The sequence below is a fragment of the Leptolyngbya sp. FACHB-8 genome, from assembly GCF_014695575.1.
In the GTDB taxonomy this organism is placed as follows: Bacteria; Cyanobacteriota; Cyanobacteriia; order Elainellales; family Elainellaceae; genus Vacuolonema.
In genome coordinates, this window is record NZ_JACJOO010000010.1 from 1 (window position 1) to 24,915 (window position 24,915).

The 24,915-nt window shown below is 48.9% G+C and carries 18 protein-coding genes and 1 pseudogene; 15 read left to right on the forward strand and 4 right to left on the reverse strand.

What is annotated here, in order from left to right; genetic code table 11:
- Positions 1–545 precede the first annotated feature (545 nt).
- The 3 genes from H6F91_RS01840 (at position 546) to H6F91_RS01850 (ending at position 1,801) form a co-directional block, all read left to right on the forward strand.
- Entirely contained in the window at positions 546–806 is a 261-nt protein-coding gene (locus H6F91_RS01840) for a hypothetical protein (RefSeq protein ID WP_190775027.1), read from the forward strand.
- Between the two features lie 259 nt (positions 807–1,065).
- Entirely contained in the window at positions 1,066–1,269 is a 204-nt protein-coding gene (locus H6F91_RS01845; protein ID WP_190775028.1) for a DUF4177 domain-containing protein, read from the forward strand.
- 286 nt (positions 1,270–1,555) lie between these two features.
- Entirely contained in the window at positions 1,556–1,801 is a 246-nt protein-coding gene (locus tag H6F91_RS01850; protein WP_190775029.1) for a hypothetical protein, read from the forward strand.
- 380 nt (positions 1,802–2,181) lie between these two features.
- On the opposite strand, the gene H6F91_RS01855 is transcribed toward H6F91_RS01850, so the two are convergent.
- Positions 2,182–2,790: a glutathione S-transferase family protein gene (locus H6F91_RS01855; RefSeq protein WP_190775030.1), complete on the reverse strand. Its 609-nt coding sequence runs from the start codon at positions 2,788–2,790 to the stop codon at positions 2,182–2,184.
- Positions 2,791–3,264: 474 nt separating this feature from the next.
- Complete coding sequence (locus tag H6F91_RS01860; protein ID WP_206754884.1) at positions 3,265–3,471, reverse strand: hypothetical protein; 207 nt, start codon at positions 3,469–3,471, stop codon at positions 3,265–3,267.
- A 730-nt stretch (positions 3,472–4,201) separates the two neighbouring features.
- On the opposite strand from H6F91_RS01860, the gene H6F91_RS01865 reads away from it, so the two are divergent.
- The 4 genes from H6F91_RS01865 (at position 4,202) to H6F91_RS01880 (ending at position 10,730) form a co-directional block, all read left to right on the forward strand.
- Positions 4,202–5,398, forward strand: coding sequence for a CBS domain-containing protein (locus tag H6F91_RS01865; RefSeq protein ID WP_190775032.1), 1,197 nt, complete (start codon positions 4,202–4,204; stop codon positions 5,396–5,398).
- A 252-nt stretch (positions 5,399–5,650) separates the two neighbouring features.
- On the forward strand, positions 5,651–6,868 hold the full coding sequence (purT, locus tag H6F91_RS01870) for a formate-dependent phosphoribosylglycinamide formyltransferase (RefSeq protein ID WP_190775033.1): 1,218 nt from the start codon (positions 5,651–5,653) through the stop codon (positions 6,866–6,868).
- Between the two features lie 895 nt (positions 6,869–7,763).
- Positions 7,764–9,989, forward strand: coding sequence for a catalase/peroxidase HPI (katG, locus tag H6F91_RS01875; RefSeq protein ID WP_190789198.1), 2,226 nt, complete (start codon positions 7,764–7,766; stop codon positions 9,987–9,989).
- A 519-nt stretch (positions 9,990–10,508) separates the two neighbouring features.
- Positions 10,509–10,730, forward strand: coding sequence for a hypothetical protein (locus H6F91_RS01880; RefSeq protein WP_190775035.1), 222 nt, complete (start codon positions 10,509–10,511; stop codon positions 10,728–10,730).
- A gap of 54 nt (positions 10,731–10,784) precedes the next feature.
- On the opposite strand, the gene H6F91_RS01885 is transcribed toward H6F91_RS01880, so the two are convergent.
- A complete protein-coding gene (locus H6F91_RS01885) occupies positions 10,785–11,726 on the reverse strand; it encodes an AraC family transcriptional regulator (protein ID WP_190775036.1) in 942 nt (313 codons plus the stop codon).
- A 314-nt stretch (positions 11,727–12,040) separates the two neighbouring features.
- Between H6F91_RS01885 and H6F91_RS28480 the strand changes: the two are divergent.
- From H6F91_RS28480 to H6F91_RS01895, 3 genes and pseudogenes are all read left to right on the forward strand, one after another.
- Positions 12,041–12,240 (forward strand): annotated as a pseudogene (locus H6F91_RS28480) (hypothetical protein).
- Between the two features lie 13 nt (positions 12,241–12,253).
- Positions 12,254–13,315 (forward strand): NAD(P)-dependent alcohol dehydrogenase, encoded by a 1,062-nt coding sequence (locus tag H6F91_RS01890; RefSeq protein WP_190775037.1) that lies wholly within the window; start codon positions 12,254–12,256, stop codon positions 13,313–13,315.
- A gap of 601 nt (positions 13,316–13,916) precedes the next feature.
- A complete protein-coding gene (locus tag H6F91_RS01895) occupies positions 13,917–14,663 on the forward strand; it encodes an SDR family oxidoreductase (RefSeq protein ID WP_190775038.1) in 747 nt (248 codons plus the stop codon).
- Between the two features lie 285 nt (positions 14,664–14,948).
- Here H6F91_RS01895 and H6F91_RS01900 read toward each other — a convergent pair whose 3' ends face one another.
- Positions 14,949–16,238 carry a glycosyltransferase gene (locus H6F91_RS01900; RefSeq protein ID WP_190775039.1) on the reverse strand — a complete coding sequence of 430 codons (1,290 nt, stop codon included), beginning with the start codon at positions 16,236–16,238 and terminating at the stop codon, positions 14,949–14,951.
- A 507-nt stretch (positions 16,239–16,745) separates the two neighbouring features.
- Here H6F91_RS01900 and H6F91_RS01905 point away from each other — a divergent pair.
- The 5 genes from H6F91_RS01905 to H6F91_RS01925 all read left to right on the forward strand — a co-directional run bounded on the left by H6F91_RS01905 (position 16,746) and on the right by H6F91_RS01925 (position 24,887).
- The gene (locus H6F91_RS01905; RefSeq protein WP_190775040.1) at positions 16,746–18,071 is read left to right on the forward strand and encodes an MFS transporter; all 1,326 of its coding nucleotides are present in this window, start codon (positions 16,746–16,748) and stop codon (positions 18,069–18,071) included.
- Between the two features lie 632 nt (positions 18,072–18,703).
- Complete coding sequence (locus tag H6F91_RS01910) at positions 18,704–20,080, forward strand: CHAT domain-containing protein (RefSeq protein ID WP_190775041.1); 1,377 nt, start codon at positions 18,704–18,706, stop codon at positions 20,078–20,080.
- 61 nt (positions 20,081–20,141) lie between these two features.
- Positions 20,142–21,341, forward strand: coding sequence for a sigma-70 family RNA polymerase sigma factor (locus tag H6F91_RS01915; RefSeq protein WP_190775042.1), 1,200 nt, complete (start codon positions 20,142–20,144; stop codon positions 21,339–21,341).
- A gap of 20 nt (positions 21,342–21,361) precedes the next feature.
- Positions 21,362–22,519, forward strand: coding sequence for a DUF1822 family protein (locus H6F91_RS01920; RefSeq protein ID WP_190775043.1), 1,158 nt, complete (start codon positions 21,362–21,364; stop codon positions 22,517–22,519).
- A complete protein-coding gene (locus H6F91_RS01925) occupies positions 22,485–24,887 on the forward strand; it encodes a CHASE2 domain-containing protein (protein ID WP_242035592.1) in 2,403 nt (800 codons plus the stop codon). The genes H6F91_RS01920 and H6F91_RS01925 overlap by 35 nt, the downstream gene beginning before the upstream one ends.
- Positions 24,888–24,915: the final 28 nt, after the last annotated feature.

Consider the following 24,915-nt stretch of genomic DNA (forward strand, 5'->3'; position numbering starts at 1 on the left):
AAAAAGAAAGTTCCAAAACCCGAACGGCAAAAAGACAAACCTCATGTCTCCACTGCTCGATTGCTGAGTGAATCGAAATCTAAAAAAGATAAAAAAGCACCTTGAAAGGGCTGATGCAAATAAGTTATTTGGGTATTTTGGTGCTAATGATTGCTTCTCCTATACCTCCTGAAGTTTTCATGCCTTTAGCAGGGATCATGGTAGCTCGAAGCAAGCTCAACTTTATTGGTGTCGTTTCTATAGGAGTAGTAGGCTTTCTCCTAAGCACAATGCCTTGGTATTTAGTGGGTAGAAGTTTAGGGGGACAACAGTTTTTGCATCGTTTTCAGAAACAAAATAGATGGTTTAAAAAAATTCCTGCCGCAAGATTTATCAAAGTAAGTTATTGGTTTAAGGGTCATGGAAAACACACATTACTATTCGCCATATTAATAGCTCTCTACCAGAGGAGCCTTTGCGTTAGCTAGGTTGAGCGGATATAGAACGTAAGCACAGTTCTCGTAAACGTGGTGTTGTTTTAACCGCAGAAGAACTGCGAAGACTGCATGCACGACGGCAGACTGAACTTGCTGATAACTTTGCGATCGCTACACCCTGAAGGAACGAAGTTTAACCCAGATAATTGCTCTCTTAAAAGTGGCAGCGCTGACGAAACCATCAAGATATGGAACATCCAAACTGGACTGCACCAAACTTTCAAAGCAGAAAGACCTTATGAAGGAATGAATATTGCAGGGGTCAAAGGATTAGATGAAGAAGCAATCGCAACACTCATCAGACTTGGCACGAAGTCGGGCGATCGCTGATCGCATCTTTACTGATGTATACTCTCAAGAAACTTGACCTAATCTATGTAAAAGGGAGGAATTGTTTCCTAATTATCAACAGCTTCTTCCATTCATGTGTGTGCGCAGTAGTAGGTCAGGCGCTCTTGAGAAACAGGCGTTTCTTTTTAGGAGCGAATGAGGGAGAGGAGAGCGATCGCCCTCCTCTCCCTCATATATAAAAGAAACTGTAAGTTTCTTGAGAGCACATACTTTATGCACCAGATGCAGGGTGAAGACTATGCACACATGGGAATACAGAACGATTAAGTTCTTTGCTCAGGGGCCGATGGATCCCGGAAGGATCGATGACGTGGAACTGGAGAATGTATTGAATGAATTTGGAGCAAGGGGCTGGGAACTGGTAACGATTGTTTCTGGAACTCGTAGAGACGGAGAATTAATGGATTTTGTGGCAGTTCTCAAGCGAGAGGTTCTTTCGTAGGTACCGCGGCGATCGCTTCGTCAGGTTAGTGGTGTAATTCCACTCCTCACCACAGTCAGTGGTGAAGTAGTTCTCATGAATACCGATGGTCTTTTGTCAGGGTTTGTGAACTTATCTGCCAAACTGCCCCAATTTGGCAGATAATCTGTAACAATGAATACAGAAATAATTTCTTATCCTTTTCTACTCCTAGAGAGGGATGTGTTGGCACGATAGGACACACTGCTATAGTTCTGCAACTGGAACTGTGCCTTAAACCCTTGAATCCTTGTCGAAGTGAATCGCTATGGATAGTTCTTCCCCCCTTGATTGGGATGAGATGTTTGAATACTTGCCAGGCACCCTAGTGGAGCTAGTCGAGCGGCCTGGTGTGTTTTATGAAATCGAATGCTACGAGGCGATGATGGTGCCCCCTATTTGGTTAAAGGGAGATTCACGACCTCGCTATCCCCATAGTCTTCGCATCGTTTCACGTAAAACAGTGCAAGCCTGCGAACTTGAGCCCACTCTTGTTCATACAGCATCCAGTTGAAGAAGCCTCGTAATAGGAGGTGCTTTACGCCGCACCATCTCCTATTGCCAGTTATGGAAGACGTTGGCTCCCACAGCTTCTGGTGTCCTAACTAACCTATGGCCCACAATATTGTTGTGCCAAAGATGGATGCAGACTTGAAAAGTTAGCACCCAAAAGGGGTGTAAACTTTCAATTTTTGTTCAAACCCAAGTAGACAGTTACTTTGAAGGCCTTGCATTGCAAAGCCTTCAAAGTAACTGTTCAAATTCTATTCGATATGGCGCTGTGCGCGTTGATTAAGTACAGTGGTGTGGGGCATGAGGTGCTCCACACCACTGTTGTTATACTTAACGCACTTGCACGTTGCTACATGATTCTGTCGTCTTCTACCTTGCTCTCTACGCTTTAGGTATTGTGTCTTGCAAGGATGGGCGCTGATGAAGCTGATCAAACCACTGAGCCAAACGAGGGTAGGAAGACTGCCAATCTTTGCCAAATCGCAGGCTATAGTAGCCCAAACCAGAAATAGCAGCAATATCTACGGCAGTAATCTGGTCGCTGAGCAGGTGGCTCGTCGTACCTAACTGTTGCTCAAAAACGGCGATCAGCCGATCAATGTTGCCTTGGTGCAGGGCTTGTACTTGAGGATTAGCGTCACCTCCCTTGCGAGTTTCATACCAGAGAGCAACCACTTCATCAATCAGCGTATCTGCCAGTTCTTCTCCTTGACGGCAGCGCAGCCGCTCCGACCGCCCTGAGGGGTAGAAAGAGGGGGTTGGATAGCTGTCGTCCAGATATTCCACAATCAGAGTTGAGTCCCAGAAGATCAGGCCGTTGTCATCTACCAAGACGGGAATTTTCCCAATAGGGTTGAGCTGTAAGAATTCAGGTGATTTCTGCTTGATGTCGGTCTCAATCATCTCGCAGGGGAGTTGTTTTTCCGCCAGTACAATCCGCACCTTGCGGGCATAGGGCGATCGTGATGTGTAATAGAGCTTTCGAGACATCGTATTAAAAATGTGCAGCTTACAGATTAAGAAGATATAAAGCCCTTTCGCGGCTCTATCCCCGACCGGCCGCCCACACCAAGCAAAGAGCCATAACAGCTTTCTGCCAAGCCTGCCAAGTTTCACTACCTGGGACAGTTTAAAACCGTCTGACCAAGCGGGAACGTCTATTTATAAGGCAGAAGTGGGCACCAGACGATGCAATTCTACCAGTTGGGCAATACTCTCTTGTCGCCCGAAAAACTTAACAAATTAGAGTGTTCTATAGTCAGGCTCGTCGGGCACTTGTTACATTCTGAACTCCTCTTGGTCATATTTCAAACGTGTGGATGGGAGAGTGGTGAAAGGAGCATTTCGTACATCTCTCACCACTTCCCCATCCACATGTTTAGAACACCACTAACCGAGCGACCCATAGGGATGAGTTACTCAAACAACCCTTGTACCTATCTGAAGTAGGAATAGACGGTCGGATTAATCGTTATTTGATAGAGCTCCAATTTCAGGTGTATACACCGTTCTCCAGGCTTCGACGGTTCCCTGGCCGATCTCGCTGTCGATCATTTCTCCACTTTCCGTTACCAGTCGAATGCTAACAATGCCCTCTGGTGCAGCCTGCAACGCCTGGGCTAACTCATCACTGATTAGAAACGTACTGTTTTGTCCCGAAATCTGAAACACCTGCTCATTAATTCTGATAAACAATTCACTATCGTCCAGGCGATCGCAGCTTGCTTAAAGACGATCTGTTTGATATACCGCGTCCCTATTTGAGGTTATTTACAACAACTCTAATTCATTTGCATCGCCATTCTATAGGCGTAGATATTGCCACTCGTGAAATTAGTTTTCTTAACCCAGGATTTTCATAACCTGAGATTCAACCTGACTATTCTTACAGCGCTTTTCAAGCGCTTAAAATCTGGTTATTTTTGTGAGAGCCGCTCTCCGCGCAGCTCTCACAAAAATATGGTCTTGAGTGGGCAGAGCATGGTGCTGAGGTTGCCCGATGGGCGGGACCGGGAGTTCTCGATACCCTTCGACAACTGCCTTCACCCGTCTCTGTAGCCACGTACTTACGGTTGTATGTAGCACTCTATAGCCTAGTAGCCAGTTCAGGTTTTAGCTCTTACTTATTCGCTCCAAAATTACTTTATTCCATCCGAAAAATTACAGAACTTTTTTAGGTATTGATTCTATAAACTTCCAGATTCCTCTAAAAAGATTTAGTAAAAAAATAGAAAGAAACTAATTTAATGTGTAGCATTTTAACCCCGTGGAAAGGGTTGTAGGTACACAAATTATTTCTTGTTAACTTTAATAATAGCTCGTACTCCTGTCATACCCTTTCCCTTCTAAAGGGCATATTAAGAAAAGCAAGCCTTGCCAATAATCAATTGTCAAATACTTTATGTCCTTAGACCTAGTAGCCGATATCGCACTGAAGCAGGCAATCGTTGTCAATCCTTTAACCGTTTCACCGGATATTTCACTTACGGACGCGATCGCTTGCATGAGTGCAACCCGTTCGGCCTGCTCTTGGCATGAGGGTCTTGGGATACAAAACCTTTCGCAAACTAATGCCCGTGCCAGTTGTTTGCTGGTTATGGAGGAAAATCGGCTGGTTGTTTTGTTAACCGAACGAGATGTGGTACGCCTGATTACTGACGGTCACTTAGCAACCAACCCGCCCCTTGTGGAGGTAATGACTCGGCATGTGATTACGCTGCGTCAGGCTGAATTTACGGATATTTTTGCAGCATTGCATCTTTTGCAACGGAATCATATCCGTCATCTTCCGGTTCTGGATGATCAGGATCAGGTTGTTGGGTTGCTAACCCATGAAACTCTACGGCAATTGTTGCGCTCCGTAGGTTTGTTTCATTTACGAACCGTTTCAGAAGTTATGACTTCCAAGGTCATTCATGCTTCGGTAGAAGATTCAGTCTTGCAGCTTGCACAACGGATGACACAACATCGCGTGAGTTCCGTCGTGATCATTGAGAGCCAAGCCGCAGGGGCAGCAACAGTAAGTGGATTGTCTTCTCCATTACTAATGCCTGTTGGCATTGTGACGGAAAGCGATGTTGTTCAATTGCAGGTATTGAATTTGAACTTCAAACAGATTCAGGCCCAGCAAGTTATGTCTCCTGTGTTCGCTGTACGCCCCACTGATTCGCTTTGGGCTGCCCAGGAATGGATGCAACAAAAACACGTGGGTCACCTTGTGGTAAAAGGCGATCGCGGAGAGCTACTGGGAATCGTAACCCAAAGTACCTTGCTGCAAGCACTGAACCCTGTCGAAATCTATAAGTTAGTGGAGGTTTTGGAGAAAAAGGTTTCTCGGTTAGAAACCGAAAAGCTTGAACTTCTGCAAAACCACAACACAGATAATGCTCTGAAGCAACTGAATGACGAGCTAGAAGATAGAATTGCACAACGCACGATTGAGCTACGACAAAGTGAAGAACAGTTCCGACAAGTCTTTGAGCAAAGCCCCGTTGGAATTGCCATCTCTGATCTGAAAGGACACTTAACCAGCGTTAACTCCAGCCTCTCACAAATCCTGGGTTGTTACAAAACCGGTCAAACTAAAATCACTGGTTGAAGTCATACAAAGCCTCCTATAGCCTCTGGATAGTGTTCTAGACATGTGGATGGGGTGAACCAGCATCCACATATTTGCAACATGCATGAGCTATAGCCACCTCAACTTAAATGGGTTGTGTCGCTTAAATCACACAAGAGTGAGTGCTACGGCCACCTCCACCCGGATAGCTTACTGAGCTGAAGGTTAACTTACCTCCCCATTCATTGATAATGAAGAGAAAGCAAACCTTCTTATCTTCAGTCTTCCATCATGTCCGACCTGTCAACTTGGGGTACATCCCTGACCACAACTGCTCAACGACTTCTCCTGCTTGGTTCCGGCGAACTGGGCAAAGAAGTTGCAATTGAAGCCATGCGCCTGGGGTTAGAAGTTATTGCAGTCGATGCCTATGCGAACGCACCGGCCATGCAGGTAGCCCATCGAGCACATGTGATCAATATGCTAGACGGAGCACAGGTGCGGCAGATTGTTGAGCGGGAAAAACCAGGGCTGATTGTGCCTGAGGTCGAGGCGATCGCAACGGCCACTCTTGTCGAGCTGGAACAGGAAGGCTGGCGAGTTATTCCCACCGCTAAGGCGACCCAACTCACAATGAATCGGGAAGGGATCCGGCGCTTGGCTGCCGAGGAGTTAGGACTGAAAACCTCGCCTTATCGCTTTGCTGAGACAGAAGCTGAATACCGGCAGGCGATCGCAGACCTGGGTTTACCCTGTGTAGTCAAACCCGTCATGAGTTCCTCCGGCAAAGGCCAGAGTACGATCCGCACCGAGGCAGAAGTTCAACCCGCCTGGGATTATGCTCAAGCGGGGGGACGCACCAAAGGGGGGCGGGTGATTGTAGAAGGATTTGTACCCTTTGACACTGAAATTACTTTACTGACAGTTCGTTCAGCCTCCGGAACCCACTTCTGCCCCCCCATTGGGCATATTCAGGTCAGTGGCGACTACCGAGAATCCTGGCAGCCGTGCGCCCTACATCCTCAGACTCTGGAGCAATGTCAGGAGATTGCTGAGAAGATTACGACGGCCCTTGGAGGATGGGGCATCTTTGGCGTAGAACTCTTTATTCAGGGAGCAGGCGATACAACACAAACCGTTTACTTCAGTGAAGTCAGTCCCCGTCCCCACGATACAGGGATGGTGACTCTAATCAGTCAGAATATGTCTGAATTCGAGTTGCATGTGCGGGCCATCACCGGGCTTCCCATTGGCGAGATTAGCTTGATCCAACCGGGGGCATCGGCTGTGATTCTAGCTGATAGGGCAGGTGACAATCCCCGATTTACCGGAATCCGCGAGGCGTTGCAGGTACCGACCAGCAAATTGCGGCTGTTTGGCAAGCCTCGCGCCTATCGGAATCGTCGCATGGGGGTTGCTTTGGCCCTGGGTGATACTGTAGAGCAGGCCAGAGAGCGAGCGAAAGCAAGCGCTGATGCTGTCACGCTTTTAGTGGATGATGCAGAGTGAATGCGTTTGAGATAAGCGCAGCTCCTATGTAACAATACTCTGGGCAGTTTTTCTGAAACCCTTGATTTTGCGTGCGCTTCGCGCACGCAAAATCAAGGGTTTCAGAAAAACTGTCTGAACTAATGATGTAAGAAACAACTTCAGTAGATCTCAAGTCTGTTCCAAAACCCGGAGAAAAGAGGCGCTAAGCACCCTCTTCCTTCGGGTTTCAGAGCATTTTGGGTGTGCGTTGCACGGCCCAAAATGCTCGTTTTCGATCGACTCAACTCATATTGTGAAAATAGGCTCACGGTAAGGTGAGAAAGCCAACAACGAACACAACAATGCGAGTTTTAAGTTGCTCTTTATAGGACGTAACTCGCTCATGCAAATACAAAGATATTTAATTTGCACCCTCAAACGTAAAACTACTTGTCAAGGCTTCGTTAATAAAGAATCAAATAACTTTGAAATCTTTTATAGCAATCTTTACCAACCTTTAGTAACTGAAAAATTCTGAAAAACAAGCAACTTTTTAATGTTTATCTAGCTCCTTCAAGCTAAGGATCGCGATTTATTAACCTGTAATTCTTGTTGTGAGAGAGGCGGCAAAGCCGCCCCTCTCACAACAAGAATTACAGATTATTTTGTTCGTGATTCTAAATACTTACTTACAGCCCAACATTAGCAGTTTATGGACATGTATGTTTTTACAGACTCATCTTGAGCTACCGGCATAACCGATTGTTTCAAATCGCAAACCCATTGTTTCGAAACACAACGTTTATTATTTCTCCCGTCAATTATATTTCCCATCGATTATCCCAATAATTATTATGTGCTACTTGTTGGCAGTGTTTGTAATACCTCCAGTATGTCAAGAAAATCTACACCAACACCTCGTTAGGAAAATACTATGAGCAGCGGAAGTGGATGCCCATTTACGGGCCATGGTCAGAATAAGCCTCGCCATATGCCATCGAACCGAGAGTGGTGGCCGCATTATTTGAATCTGAGCATCCTCCACCAGCACACCCCACAAGCCAATCCTATGGGTGAGGAATTCAACTACGCTGAGGAGTTCAAGACTCTCGACTTAGCTGCCCTGAGGGCAGACATCTATGAGCTGATGACTACCTCTCAGGACTGGTGGCCAGCCGACTACGGTCATTACGGACCACTCTTCATCCGGATGGCTTGGCACAGTGCTGGCACTTATCGGATTGGCGACGGTCGCGGCGGTGCGGGATCGGGTAGCCAGCGGTTTGAGCCACTCAACAGTTGGCCCGACAATGCCAACCTCGACAAAGCGCGTATGTTGCTCTGGCCCATCAAGCAGAAATACGGCAAGAAAATCTCGTGGGCCGACCTCATGATCTTCGCAGGCAATTGCGCCCTTGAGTCGATGGGCTTCAAGACACTCGGCTTTGCCGGTGGGCGTGTGGACGTGTGGCAGCCCGAGGAAGACATCTACTGGGGTTCTGAGAAAGCCTGGCTTGGCAATGAACGGTATGAGGGCGATCGCGTGCTCCTGAATCCTCTCGCTGCCGTTCAGATGGGGCTGATCTACGTGAACCCAGAAGGGCCAGACGGCGAGCCTGATCCGATCGGCTCAGGCCGTGATATTCGCGAGACCTTTAGTCGAATGGCAATGAACGACGAGGAAACCGTCGCGCTCACCGCCGGTGGGCATACGTTCGGCAAGTGCCATGGTGCGGGCGAGGCGACGCACGTAGGACCTGATCCTGGGGGTGCCACCGTAATCGATCAGGGACTTGGCTGGAAAAGCACCTTCAACACGGGGGTTGGCGTCGATGCAATCACCAGCGGTATCGAAGGCGCATGGACTCCCACACCGACCCAGTGGGACAACAGCTATCTCGAAACTCTGTTCAAATATGACTGGGAACTGACCAAGAGCCCTGCTGGCGCGTGGCAATGGAAGCCGACGGGTGACGCGGGTGCGGGTACGGTGCCCGATGCCCACGATCCATCGAAACGACACGCCCCTATGATGACAACGGCGGACATGTCTATGAAGATGGATCCTATCTACAACCAGATTGCGCAGCGGTACCGCGATAATCCGGATGAGTTTGCAGAGCAGTTCGCCAAGGCGTGGTTCAAGCTGACGCACCGCGACATGGGCCCCCGCTCACGCTATCTCGGCCCAGAGGTTCCTCAAGAAGAGTTCCTGTGGCAAGATCCCATTCCCGCAGTCGACCATGAGTTGATTGATGAGCAGGACATCGCCGCCCTCAAGGAACGGATTCTTGCTTCGGGACTATCTGTCTCCCAACTGGTTTCGACCGCTTGGGCGTCGGCATCAACGTTCCGCTGCTCTGACATGCGCGGTGGAGCGAACGGGGGGCGCATTCGTCTTGCGCCACAGAAGGATTGGGAAGTCAACCAACCAGAGCAGTTGGCAACCGTGCTACAAACCCTGGAGGGAATCCAACAGGAATTCAACAACTCCCAATCTGGTGGGAAGCGGGTTTCGATCGCTGACCTGATCGTTCTGGGCGGCTGTGCAGGCATCGAGCAAGCGGCGAAGAATGCCGGTCACGACGTGACAGTCCCCTTCAAGCCAGGACGTATGGACGCGTTGCAGGAGAAAACGGATGTTGAGTCCTTCGCGGTGCTTGAACCGACTGCAGACGGCTTCCGCAACTACACCAGCGGCAGACACAGCGAATCGCTCGAAGAGCTGCTGGTTGATCGGTCGCAGTTGCTGTCTCTGTCTGCTCCTCAAATGACAGCTCTCCTGGGCGGACTGCGTGTCCTGGGTGCAAACTTTGGAGGGTCCAAGCATGGTGTCTTTACCCATCGCCCAGAGACGTTGACCAATGACTTCTTCGTGAACCTGCTCGACCTGGGCACGACATGGAAGGCGGCATCTGAAGAGGAGTATGAGTTTGAGGGGACCGATCGCAAAACCGGCGAACATAAGTGGACCGCTACCCGTGTCGACCTCATCTTCGGCTCAAACTCTCAGCTCCGAGCCCTCGCAGAAGTTTACGGAAGCGTAGACTCGCAGCAGAAATTTGTGAAAGACTTTGTGGCAGCATGGGACAAGGTAATGAACCTGGATCGCTATGACCTTCGTGCAGTCTTAGCAGCAAGCTCTGCAAGAGGTTTCTAAGCGTAACTTCAACTAATGTCGGTAATCAGCGATTGAAGCTATGCTAACCTGCGGCAATCCTGAACGTAGGTAGAAGTCAGCGACAAAAATGAGAGCGGCGTTTCAAGACAAGTTGAAACGCCGCTCTCGCTTTAGGCCCTTACTGATCATCCTGTTCCACGGATACAGAAATAAGAAAATGCCCATTACTAAATCATTAGTTCGGACAGTTTTTCTGAAACCCTTGATTTTGCGTGCACGAAGCGCACGCAAAATCAAGGGTTTCAGAAAAACTGTCCAGAGTATTGTAAATAAAACGATGAAATGGAATGTGATTTAGTTTCACATCCCATTTCATAGCTGGAAAAATACAGCGCCTTGCGCTTGAGTCAGACACGGTTGTTTTTGTGAGAGCCGCGCTCCGCGCGGCTCTCACAAAAACAACCAGGTTTTAAGCGGTTGAAAAACGCTGTATGTTAATTCAGTAATTGCAATACCCTTGAGATGCAGGGCATTGTCCTGAATGCGAGGAATATACCTGTGAATTCTTTCAATGAGTTTGGAACGCCGCCTGAAAGACAAACGTTTATTCGGCTACAGGACAGTCGTAAATTGGCATGGTCTGAGGGGGGATCTGTTAACGGTACTCCGGTTTTATGTTGCACCGGGGCTGGAATGAGCGGTTCGCTTGGGTTCGGCATCCGTCATCTACCTGCTCTCGGATTACGTCTGATAGCGATCGACCGGCCAGGTTTAGGTTAGCGGATCCTCACCCCAACAAAACTCTGTCCTCCTGGGCCGACGATGTGAGGGAGGTCATATCGAGTTAGCAGTCTCCCGGGCAGCTTCGCGCAACCGTTCCATATCTCGCATGGGTGGTGCACCAAAGTGCCGCTTGTATTCCCGATTGAAATACGAAGCATCTTCATACCCCACACGGTAAGCAGCACTGGTCGCATCAAGGTTTTGCCCCAGCATCAAACGGCGAGCCTCCTGGAGCCGTAGTTGCTTCTGGAACTGCAAAGGACTCATGGCTGTGACCGACTTGAAGTGATGATGAAAACCCGAAACACTCATGCCCAGCTCTCGTGCCATACTTTCAATCTGAAGCGGTTGGTTAAAGTCCTTCCGCAGGCGATCGACGGCTCTGGCGATGTGATGGGTGTAGCCACCCAGAACAGCAATCTGGCACAGCCGAGCACCCTGCTCTCCCGTCAGGAGCCGGTAAATGATTTCGCGCTTAATCAGGGGTGCGAGAACATGCGCTTCAGCTGGGGAATCAATTAACCTGACGAGCCGTACAACCGCGTCCAACAGGTTTGCATTTAATGAACTAACAGCGATCGCTTTGACACTGGCACCTCGTTGTGATGAGGGATAACCTGCCTCAACCATAGCTGAGCCAACGAGGGTGGAGTCGAGATCGAGACGAAGCCCCAGATACGGTTTCTCCTGGGTTGCTTCTAGAATTCGGCTGGCAATCGGCAGTTCGACCGTCCCCAGCAGATAGTGCATTGGATCGTACTGATAGCGATCGCTACCCAGCAGCACTTCCTTACTGCCCTGAGCAATCACACAAAAGGCAGGAATAGAGACACTATGCACACATTCCAAAGGGGAAGAAAAACGGTTGAGATGCAATCCTTTTAGTGGCTCAATTGTTCCATCTTGACGAATTACCTGTGCAATTCGCTCCGTCAGCTCCTCTCTGTTAGCTTGCGCTCGGTTTGCCTCGCGTTTTGTCTGTGGGCTGTTCAATTAAAATTGCTATAAGTTTGCAGGATTGTACAACGATCTTAGACGATTGTCCTATTGCTGGCCCTTGAGAGTTCCTAGAATAAAGCTAAGGCAATGAAAAACGATTCCGGCTTCTTGCAAGCGTCTGGACTTTTATTTAAGAGAACAACTCAGATTTGATTGAGCAAGCAATCTGCCGATGGCCACCGAACTGGCATCAAAGCGAATCTTGCTTCTTAAGAATTTCCATCTCCATGGATAGAGCAGATGATCAGTACTCAATCTCTACGATTGGGCTAGCGGTCTGCATGGCATCTAACGAAGGAATTTGAAGAATGGACATCAAACGAAGTGGCTCTCAAGCTTCCGGCAAAGGCCCAGACGAGTATACCGGCACGGTTCGTATTGACCCCTTGTTCGAAGCACACGAGCCAGGACGCACATTGCCATTCAGGAGGCCCTCAACGGCAAGCCTGTGGAATGGCTGGAACAGGTCAGTGACGAGCAATACCAGACACGAAATGTAAACCAATAGGAGCATCAATATCATGTACAACACGAAAGCTTATGCCGCAGCCAGTGCAACATCACCCCTGGCCTTTACCCAAATTAAGCGCCGCGATCTAACTGAACACGACGTTCAGATCGAAATCCTTTTCTGCGGCGTCTGTCACTCTGACGTCCATTCAGTCCGTGATGAGTGGAGCGACTTTATGTCCACAACCTATCCAATTGTTCCTGGACACGAGATTGTTGGGCGTGTCACTAACGTTGGCTCAGCAGTGACAAAGTACAAGTCCGGCGATCTGGCTGCAATTGGCTGCATGGTTGATTCGGATGGAACCTGCCCTCATTGCAAAGCTGGCTTTGAGCAGTTTTGCCAAAATACAATCTTCACCTACAACTCCCCAGACAAGCACAGGGCTGCTCCGGTTACTTATGGCGGCTACTCCGATAGCATTGTCGTGGATGAACGCTTTGCTGTGCGAGTCCCAGACAACCTCGATCTGGCTGGGGTTGCACCGCTCCTTTGCGCCGGAATTACAACCTATTCCCCCCTGCGGCACTGGGGTGTCACTGAGGGCAAAAAGGTCGGCGTGGTCGGTCTTGGCGGGCTGGGGCATATGGGCGTGAAGTTTGCTCATGCCTTCGGTGCTCATGTCGTTGTCTTCACCACCTCGCCTGGCAAAACGGAAGACGCACTTCGCCTGGGTGCTGATGAAGTAGTGGTTTCCCGCAATGCTGAGGAAATGCAAAAACACGCGGGCAGCTTCGATTTCATTCTCGATACTGTCTCTGCCAAGCACGACATCAACGCCTATCTCAATCTGCTCCGCCTCGACGGCAACATCACCCTGGTCGGCGCACCGGAGAAACCCCTGGATGTTGCAGCATTTAGCCTGATCATGCGTCGTCGTAGCCTCTCTGGCTCTACCATTGGCGGCATCCCGGAAACCCAGGAGATGCTCGATTTTTGCGGCAAGCACAACATTACTGCGGATGTCGAAGTTATCCCCATCCAGAAGGTCAACGAAGCTTACGATCGCCTGCTCAAATCTGATGTGAAGTACCGCTTCGTGATTGATATGGCCTCCCTGAAATCTGAATAACTGCGATGGAAGCTCAGCTAATTGGCAAGTCCGCTTTAAACTCGAAGTCGATCTGAGGTTTTTCGATCGCCAACTCGAAGAACCAAATTTTGACTGGCAGAACTCATTAAAAGGCTATCAATCCATCTACCTGGAAGTACTGGAGCAACGACGAAATTTATTGAACAAAATGAATCGCCATGCCGAGTTTAACGAAGAGTTGATCAGGAAATATCTCTTGCTGACCGACGTGGAAGAATTCAAAGTTCGGGAAATAGGCTTACAGGAATCTGACGTCGAGTAAAGAGAAATAATTGTCAAACTAAAAATGTTTACAGACTGGAAAGGTAAATCCTTCTAATAGTAAGTAAGGTTAAATGTTGATGATAAAAAGTGGCGTAGCGCAAAGCGCTACGCCACTTTTTATCATCAACATTTAACTCGACATAATATCAGCAATTCTCAGTATGAAATTAGGCCTGAAAACCGCTTGCCTTCGGCAAGCGGTTTTCAGGCTTCAAAGCCAAGATTGCGCGCCCGACGGGCGCGCAATCTTGGCTTTGAAGCTCATAATAAGAACTGCTGACATAATATAAGATAGGGGCTGTTCAGTTACAGCATCATGAAAAAAGTTCTCATCGTTACGGGGGCAGGCCGAGGCATTGGTGCAGCTACCGCCTGTCTCGCAGCTCAGCAAGGCTATGCTGTCTGCGTCAACTATCGTCACAGTCAAGAAGCCGCCCAACGTGTTGTTGAGACGATTGAAAAAAGTGGGGGACAAGCGATCGCCATCGCCGCAGATGTAGCTTCTGAATCGGAAGTCGTGGCCCTCTTTCAAGCTGTTGATAAACAATTAGGAACGGTCACAGCACTGGTCAATAATGCCGGTATTTTGGAACAGCAACAAAAAGTAGAAGCAATGGATGCAGCTCGGCTTCACCACGTTTTTGCCACCAATGTTATTGGTAGCTTTCTATGTGCAAGGGAAGCCATCAAACGGATGTCTACTAACCAGGGAGGAGGCGGAGGAGCTATCGTCAATGTCTCCTCCGTGGCTGCGCGATTGGGGTCTCCAGGCGAATATGTAGACTATGCCGCCTCAAAAGGGGCGATTGATACACTCACAATTGGGCTGGCCAAAGAAGTGGCTGACGAAGGAATTCGCGTCAATGCCGTTCGCCCAGGCTTCATTTACACCGATATTCATGCAAGCGGCGGCGAGCCGAATCGGGTAGAACGTGTTAAAATCTCGGTTCCCATGAAGCGGGGAGGGCAGGCTCTGGAGGTTGCCCATGCAATCCTATGGCTCCTATCAGATGAAGCATCTTACACAACAGGAAGCTTTATTGAAGTAGCAGGTGGCAAGTAGCAGATAAAAAAACCTGGACAGTCAACCAGAATCATTAGTTCGGACAGTTTTTCTGAAACCCTTGATTTTGCGTGCGCGAAGCGCACGCAAAATCAAGGGTTTCAGAAAAACTGTCCAGAGTATTGAGAATCAGGGGTGGATAAAATAGGAAGCCGTAACCACAGCTGGATATGGATAGTGGAGGGATGAGCGATCGCAGGGACAGCGAGGATTACACAACGGGTGCCAGAGTTTGAGAAGCGGTAGTAGGGTAGGACGAGTGCTATCTCATACCCACTCAACACCTCATCCGATGGCAATCGATTCCAAGTGTTGATGAATGACCGAAACAGCTTGCTGCACGCCGTTCTCGTTGTTAACTTTCATCCCAAGCTGAGCTGCTTTTTGCTGCATCACCGGATCGCCTGTCGCGGTTTCAATTGCCGCAGCGAGGGATTCAACGGTCAATTGCTTTCTTGATATAGGTTCTGGGCTGACCCCCAATTGGTGCAGCCGTTTGGCCCATCCAATTTGATCTGCAAAAAAGGGAACCACGACTGAAGGAAGCCCAGCGCGACAAACAGCAGCTGTCGTGCCTGCCCCCCCATGATGTACGACGGTTTTGACCCTGGAAAATAACCAACTATGGGGAACTGATTCCACCACAAAAACTTGATCTCGAAAGAGACCAGCAGTTTCTATCCTTCCAAGAGCACCCCAACCGGACAGCAGAATTGCTCGTTGCTTTGATGCCGCAACTGCATCAATCACAATGTCAGTTAATACTTCTGAATTTGCATCGGCCATACTTCCAAAGCCAATACAGATGGGTGTTTCTCCAGCCTCTAGAAACTTGACTAATGCGGTTGGAGGCTCATACTGCTCCAAGCGATCAAGGAACCACGCACCTGTCATATAAATTGAACTTCGCCAATCCCTGGGTTTAGGCATAATCGATGGGCTAACTCCGTAGAGTATGGGTAAGGGAGAGAGATAAGGGGGTTTATCACTTCTAAAGCGAGGGCCAAGCGCTGGCAGTGGTGATAAGCCCCATGCCTTTCTAACGGTGTTGATGAGGGTGTGGCTTTGCCATGCACCTGACAGTTCCACTAAGAGGTAGCTAGCATAGTTGAGCCCGCCTTTGAGCAGGTTAACTGTATCCTCACTAAAATTGAGAAAGGGAAACTGCCGGGTAGGGCTGAGGGGAACCGTTGGAGCCAAAAAGCTGGGTACCGCCAGACGTTCAGCAACATGGTAACCCCAAATTGCTAGATGATTAAAAATGAAAACCTCGGTGCCTTGAGCCGCTGCCAGGGCATCGTTCATTTGCTGTTGCAACAGGTCATCCTCAATCAGTTTGACCATTTCGCCTTGAAGAAGCTTCTGCCCCAGTTCTGAACGGAGTAAAACTTGATAGTCTCCAGCGATCGCCGCAAAATCTAAACCCAGGCCGCGCACAAAAGTTTCAAAATTAGAATTTGTGGCTACCCTAACTTGATGTCCAGCTTCCTGCAATCCTAAAGCCAGCGCGCAGTATGGGTAGAGATCTCCAGTTGAACCAATTGCTAAGACGGTAATCCTACGAGACTGAATCATATAAATCTCAATTAAGTTTAATAAGCTTTAGATAATAGCCCGGATACTCTTGTCAGGATAATCCTGGTTTGAGTAGAGCGCAAATAAGCAAAGACAACACAGATGAAGCACGATCGCCGAAGGATATACTTTCGGCTCTCAGACAACACTCTCATTTCCGAAAGACTAGTACGCTGAGGCGGAAATCCATCACCTATGTTTTTGTGTAGGGTGCGAAGCACCCTACACAAAAACATAGGTTGCGAACTTAGGCTGCAGCCTACTAGACAAACCTCATGCCATTGGGTGAGGCCATAATAGGAGGCGATCGCTACTCTAAAAAGGCTATAACAAGTGGAGGAACTGTGATGCTCTACATCTACATCCCAAATTGACCTCCAAAACGAAGATTTCATTTCTCAATTCCCTTTCAATTCTATAACTAGAGTAGGAATTGCTCAGTTAATAGCGCATTTGGTCTTTAGGAATTTAGAGCACGGATAGAACTGAGCCCTATTACGATTTGCTATGGCAAAAGTTTTTTATACCACCCTGGTAAACTCTCTCATCGCAGCACTCACCAATAACTTCGTCTGGTTTGCCGTTACCTTCTGGGTATACCTGCAAACCCGATCAGTACTAGCAACTTCGATGATGGCAGGGATATATGTTGGAACAGTCGCTATTTCTGGCTTCTTCCTTGGCTCATTAGTTGATCAGTATCGTAAGAAAACAGCGATGCTGTTATCAAGCTATGTTTCACTCATTTTATATACCTTCGCCTATATCCTTTTTGTTTCCACACCCTCGGCTATCTTTTCAAATGTATCTAGCATTGCACTCTGGATTTTTATTGTTCTGACATTAATGGGAGCGATCGCCGGAAACATTCGTACGATCGCCCTTCCTACTCTCGTTACGCTCCTGATACCTGAAGCAGAGCGTGATCAGGCGAATGGTTTGGTAGGTACAGCGAACGGTGTTTCTTTTTTGATAGCATCCATCTTTAGTGGATTGGCAATTGGGTTTCTGGGGGTGTATTGGGTGCTGGTTGGAGCGATCGCCTTATCCATTGCCGTCATCCTTCATCTCACAACCCTCCACATTCCAGAGCAGAGGACGGCACATACTGAGCATCAAACGAAAAATATTGACCTACGGGGAACTGTCCGTGCAATCCGTCTTGTCCCTGGGCTATTTGGGCTTATTTTCTTTAATTGCTTTAACAACTTCTTAGGCGGGGTCTTCATGTCCCTAATGGATGCCTATGGATTGTCACTGGTTTCAGTCCAAATCTGGGGGTTGTTGTGGGGAATCCTAAGCCTAGGCTTCATTGTCGGTGGGTTGCTTGTTGCCCGAAACGGCTTAGGGAAAAGCCCCTTGAAGACATTGTTTGTGGCTAATATTGCGATGTGGATTATTGCCGCTGGCTTCACGATCCAGGCATCTGTGGGGTTGTTGGCAGTAGGGATGTTTATGTACCTCTGTTTGATCCCTGTCGTTGAGGCAGCAGAGCAAACGATTCTACAAACTGTTATACCTCTAGAACGTCAGGGACGCGTTTTCGGCGTTGCCCAGAGTATTGAGCAAGCCGCATCACCCCTTACAGCGTTTATGATTGGGCCGATCGCCCAGTTCATTTTCATCCCCTTTATGACAACCGGTGCAGGTGCTGATCTGATCGGTGGTTGGTTTGGAACCGGAACCGATCGCGGAATAGCACTCCTATTTACCGTAACGGGATGTATTGGGCTCGTGGTTACTTTAATGGCGATGCGATCGCGCTCATACCGAAAGCTATCCATTAATTACCAGAAGCTTTACAAAAGATCGTTGTGCCTGAGTGAGAAATAGCGACGTAATCCAAACGGTACCAGCAATTCTCATTTTGAAATCAGGCCCGAAAACCGCGCGCCTTTGGCGGGCGGTTTTCGGGCATCAAAGCCAAGAGTTCACGCCCGTAGGGCGTGAACTCTTGGCTTTGATGCCTATACTGAGAATTGCTGAAATGGTACCCTCTCTGTTGGTTCAAAACCTGTTGGGATGTTAGGCTTACTTGAATTGAAAGGGGCAACATTCCAAAAAATTATTCTCTATATAAGATGAGCAGTAAAGCCATGGAATTAGCACTCGTCGTATTTGTACTACAAATTCTGCTCTTTTTCTGGTTTATTGAGACTCTTGGAAAAATTAAAGTGTATCTACGCGATATTCGCGACATTGCCCAAAGATTAGATAGAGAGCTGTAATACTGCTTTGATGTGAAGATACATAGGATAGGAGGCGTGGTGCGTATGGACTACGCCTCCCATATGGATCAAGTTCTAAGTGCTCTATCAGCAAATCCAGGTAAAATTCAATCCGTTTAAGCTTACGTTCACTCTGATGCTGAATCGTTCCAAGGGTTGAGAGAATTGTAAGCAGAATCGCAAAGTGTTGTCTCTATGCGATCGCTGCGAAATCCCCATCGATTAGCGTCACTGATAATGAAACATGATTATCGAGCGGCTTTTTGCTTTCTTTTAGCTCTTTGCGTTGCGCTATTGCTCCGATTGCCTCTCAGCGCACAAACTCAGAGTCCAGTAATACCAAATGCACCCCCATTATCTGCGCTCCGACTGAACCCACAGCAGTTAAAAGCATCCTTAGATGCAGGAAATGTTGCTGAAGCAGTTCAACAATTAGAGCAGGGATGGCGGCAACAGCTAAATGAATATTATGGCCGATACTTCAGAACTGAGCTTTTTCCTCCTGAGCAAATTGCTCAAGGTTTGAGACAAACCGCTAGTACGACAGGGCAGCGATCAGCGCTCATTTATGCGGTATCGATTCCTGAGCAACTCGAAATAATTCTGCTCCTGCCTAGCGGGCAACTTCGTCACCATCGGGTTACAGAAGCATCTGCTGAAGTTTTGACCACCACGACTCGCAATTTACGGATGGGACTGGTCAATATCAATACGTCTACGAGTGAGTATTTACCCCCAGCACAGCAGTTGTATCGATGGATTATCGAGCCCCTAAAGCCTGTGTTAGAGGAACAGGGGATTACGAATTTGATCTTCTGTTTGGGCGGGAAGCTACGCAGTGTGCCCATGGCCGCGTTGCATGATGGTCAGCAGTTCCTCATCGAGCAATACAGTATTGGCATTATTCCAGCGTTTAACTTACTCGATCGCCGCCCCTCACAGCTCTCTGAGGCGCAAGTTTTAGCAATGGGTGCATCAGAGTTTCAAAACCAGGAACCCCTTCCTGCTGTCCCTGTAGAGCTGGCAGCTATCCGTCAGTTGTGGCCGGGTGAAGTTCGCTTGAATCAGCAGTTTACGGTGGAGAATTTGAGACAGCAGCGATCGCGCCAACCCTTTAGTCTGATTCACTTAGCAACCCATGCCGATTTTGCACCTGGCTCGGTTCAAAATTCCTACATTCAGTTTTGGGATCGCCGCCTCTGGCTAGACCAGCTTCGGGACATGAACTTACAGGCTCCTCCTGTAGAATTGCTGGTACTGAGTGCCTGTCGTACCGCTTTGGGAGATACGAATGCCGAGCTAGGGTTTGCTGGATTAGCCGTACAATCGGGAGCCAAAGCCGCACTGGCAAGTCTATGGAAAGTCTCCGACAGCGGAACAGTGGCGCTCATGACAGGATTTTATCAGAACCTAAAAACGGCTCCAACGAAAGGAGAAGCCTTACGCCAAACTCAACTCGCCTTGCTTCAGGGCCGTCTCAATTTAGATAATCCTGTAATTCAGCAAGTCCTACGAAATGTTCCACATCCGTCTGAAGTGGTAGATATGGCAACCACTCGCTTGTCCCATCCTTACTACTGGTCAGGGTTTACAATGATCGGAAACCCATGGTAGACCGCTGGCATCCGGTCTTTCGCTATCGCTTGTCGTTAGAGAGGCACTGGAATTCCACGCTATGCAGGCTCGGCAAGACGTTATGGATCAATTCACAACGTTCCTACAGTTCGCGGGCGATCGCGCCGAAGGATGGGCTGTAGACGGACGCTTGCGCCGTAGTATGCAGATGCGAATGGCTGAGTTAGACCATCAAACCAGTTCTGAAGCGTTTTGGGCTGTTTACTGGCATCACCAATGGTTGGCAACAGAAACGACATCCTCACAACAGCTTTCCCTGGCTCACTTGAGTGCTTATCTCCAAGAGGTTGGGTACTGGGCCGCTCAACGGGTTGCCCAGACTGGCAACCCCCTATTTGATGGCTTCCAGATAGCCCTGGAAAAACTTCCAAAGGTTTTACGAGCCTGTGACCCAAATCATCACGTTAGTTTGAAACCCTATAGCCGAATTGCCTTTGAGAATATTATTCGAGATTCGTTGCGACAACAGCAGACCGTTAATCTGTGTAATGATTGGGCCTTGTTGTTGCGGGTAAGCCGCAAGCGGATACAGGAAGCGTTGCAGCAGGTGGGATTGTCTGCGGAGACGATCGCCCGCTACGTCCTGGCCTGCCAGAGCTACGAGGCGGGCTATCAACTGCTACGCTCGGCGAACCGTCAGCGCATTCAACGACCTGATGCGGAAGACTGGGAAACCCTGGTTCAGTGCTACAACCAGCGCCGATCGCCACAAGACCCTACCATCGATGCGGCTACGATGGAAACCTGGTTGCTTTATTGTGCAAAACAAGTTCGAACTTATTTGTACCCTACATTTCTGTCGTTGAATGCTCCTCGATCTGAAGATGAAAGTGACTGGCAGAGTGAGCTACCTGCCCAGCAAGAGCCACCTCTAACGATGCTGATGGAACAGGAAGACACGCGTGTTCGACAGGAGCAGCGATCGCAGCTTAACGAAATCCTCTCCGCAGCACTAGGACAGCTTGATTCACAATCCCAACATCTTCTTCAAACGTATTATCAGCAGCAGTTAACGCAACAGCAGATTGCTCAACAATTAGATTTGCCCCAATACACCGTATCGCGCCGCCTATCAAAGGCAAGGGAAAAACTGCTGATCGCGGTAGTGCGCTGGAGTCAATCGACCCTGCATATCGAGCCCAGTTCGACCGTAATGAACAGTATCAGCGCTCTACTGGAGGACTGGCTGTATCACCATCTTCCTACGGCTGATTCTCCAACCGTTCCAACTCATCGCTGACCGAGTTCAGGAGTCGATTCATGGTCTTTTTGTATGCCTCACCGACCGAAATTGTTTTACAGATAGAGGCAGCTATCCGGGCACAGGCTGATCGCCAGAGCCGGCAATTACGCCATCCCGATGGGCGGTGGAATGCCTACCTCAACAGTATGTGTATCCGAACTGTGTTGTTCTGGCTCCAGACGGACTATTCCCTCTCGGCGCGGGTTTGGTTGGCGAATGAGTTGCCGGAGTTATGGGGGGCTGTGAATGGTACGGCGATCGCCCTGAACCATAAGCGATTTGTCTTCATTCCGAGCAAGCAAATTGATACCGAGGAATTAATTGTGCCGCAGGAGTGGGTTGACCTGGCTGAATGGGCTGGCGATTACTTTGTGGCTGTACAAATCGATCCCGAAGGCGAGTGGTTGCGCCTCTGGGGATATACAACGCATGCTCAGCTTAAAACAAAAGGTGAATACCAGGCGGGCGATCGCTCCTACGTTCTGGATGCGACTCAATTGGTTCGAGATGTCACAGCACTCTGGGTTATCCACCAACTGAATCCCACTGAATCCACTCAGGCATCACTATTGCCTGCCCCGGCCCATGCTCCACCGCAAATTCAATCCCTTCTCCAGCTCTCTGATCTTCTTCCACCCCGGCTGACGCTTCCCTATACTCAATGGAGTGAACTGCTTTGCCACGGTGAAACGCGACAGCAGTTGTACCAGCAATGGCGGACATCGGAGGCGCGATCGCTCCTTCCTTCAAGCGTTAAACTCGTGAACTGGCTGCAACATCGCTTTGAGGAAGGATGGGAAGCCCTAGAAAACTTAATCCAGACTCAACCTCAGTTAGCCTATAGCCTGCGCGATCGCACCGACAGCGATGGGGCTGTGCGACGGGCGCGTTCGATTGCATTAGGAGACGGTCACCATGTGATCTTGATGGTGATCTTGGCAGAGGTAGAGCGATCGTCCCAAATCCGAGTACGCCTTTATCCGGGCGATCGCCCCCTACCCGCCAATCTTTCCCTGGCATTACTCACCGATGTAGGCGAAGTGGTGCAATGGGTGCAGGCCCGCGAAGATGCAGACTTCATTCAACTCAAACGGTTTGTGTGTCCGGCAGGTAAACCTTTTTGGATTCAGGTCGCACTGGATGAACCGCTCTTTTTGGAGTCATTTGTGGGATAAGGCCATGATGTATTGGGTGACGCTGAACTTAGGTAAAGGAAGTCTTGCACAGGGCTTTAGCAGCGTTACCGTGCAGATCTGGCAACCCAAACAGTTAACGCCAATCCAACGAATTGGCGCATTACCCCCAGCACCTGATCTTGAGGCAAGCCATCATCGCTGGCGGCAATTTTATCTCACACTTTATACAGGAATGGGGTGGCGAAAATCCTTACTCAAGCATGAGGTTAGAACACCCATCAGAAATGATTGGAGTGATGATTTTGAGATTATTGAGGAGGATATCACCGTCATATCTCGCTCAGAGTTTTTAACGCTCTGTGAAAAATTGAAGGAACAGTTTAACCAATGGCTACATAACGATCTCTTCCGATTAGTCGATCAATTACTGCGCACCCAACTCCATCCAGACGACCATATTCGCCTCATTGTAACGGCTGAGACGGATGAAGCCTTAGGATTACCCTGGCACCTGTGGGAGTTTTTAGATGATTATCCTTTGGCTGAATTGGCTTTGAGTCCGGCTAATTATGGGCGATCGCCCTCCACTTCCACCGCATCCCTACCCGCCAAAGTACGAATTCTTGCCATTTTGGGCGATCGCCAGGGCATTGATACGGATGCCGACCAGCAATTCCTTCAACAACTGCCCCACAGCGAGATTACATTTTTAGTGGAACCTGATCAGGCAACGGTCAGTGAACAACTCTGGAAGGGCCATTGGGACATCCTATTTTTTGCAGGGCATAGTTCTAGCCAGGATCAGGGTTACATCCGAATTAACCCAAATGCGCGTTTGTCTATTGAGCAAATTAAATATGGCCTACAAACCGCGATCCGTCATGGCTTGAAACTCGCCATTTTTAACTCTTGCGATGGATTAAGCCTGGCTCATGACCTGGCGGAATTACACCTGCCCCATATTATTGTCATGCGTGAATCGGTGCCCGATCGCATTGCCCAGGAATTTCTCAAATCGTTTCTGGCAGCTTTTTCGGGGGGACGATCGCTGCATGCTTCAGTACGTCAAGCTCGTGAGCGTTTACAGTCCTGGGCAGATGAATTTCCCTGCGCGACCTGGTTACCTGTAATTTGTCAAAATCCGGCAGAGGAGTCTCCCTTTTGGCAGGATTGGTATCGCGATCGCCAATTTTCTCCACGCTTGCCTCAACCCCGTGAACGGGCTGCAATTGGATTCAGTAGTCTGTTGGCCGTGGGGGCGATCGCCGCCATTCGCTGGCTCGGCCTTCTGCAACCCCTGGAGTTAGCCGCCTTCGACCAATTCCTGCAACGACGCCCTGCTGAATTACCAGATTCACGGTTGTTAATCGTCAACGTAACCGAAGATGACATTCGAGCAGAAGGCCAAGCTATCCGTCAGGGTTCCCTTTCCGATCGCACCCTCAGCCGCCTATTGCAAAGGATTGAGCAAGCTCAACCCCAGGTTATTGGGTTGGATATTTATCATGATTTTGCAGCCGGTCCTGAGTTAGCTTCACAGCTTAAATCCCAACGGCTCGTCGCCATTTGCAAACGGCCTGATACCCAGGATGACCCCTCAGGTGTCCTGCCACCACCAGAGGTTGAACCGGCTCAATTGGGGTTTAGTGACGTTGTACAGGATGACGATGGAGTGATTCGTCGCCACTTATTATTTACCAGCCCCAATTCTGCTTCGGTTTGCGTTACTCCCTATGCATTAAGTGTGCAATTAGCATTTCGCTATCTTCATGCCCAGGGAATTTCGCCTCAGTTTACCCCCGACTCTGCACTGCAACTGGGTGATGTGACCTTTCATGCCTTGCGATCCCGATCTGGAGGTTACCAATCTCTCGATGCACGAGGTAGCCAAATCCTACTCAATTATCGAGCTGCACCCACATTATCTGAAGTCGCTCAGCAGGTTACAGTGGGGCAGATTCTCAAAGGAGAAGTGCCAGTTGACACAATAAAAGATCGCATTGTACTGATTGGTGTTGCAACATCCAGCACGGGCGATCGCTGGATGACCCCTTACGGTCGAGCCTTTGGAGCCCGTCCTCCCGGTGTTGTATTACAGGCCCAAATGACAAGTCAGCTTCTGAGTGCTGTGCTGAATGGACGTCCTCTATTGCAGGTATGGCATCCTCTCGTTGAGCTGATCTGGATTAGTGCATGGGCTGGACTGGGTGGAGTTTTAGCATGGGGTATGTCTAGATGGCAAAGGAGAGCGATCGCCTGTGCTATAGTCATAAACCTTACGATCTGTTATCTATTGTTGTTACAGGGTCTTTGGATTCCTTGTATTCCAGCGATTGCGACTCTTCTACTTAGTTTTCTACTCTATCGCTTAAACCTTTCTCGTTTCCATTCATCTTCAAATTTGTAGGTGCAGGTTCATCATTCACGTTCATAAG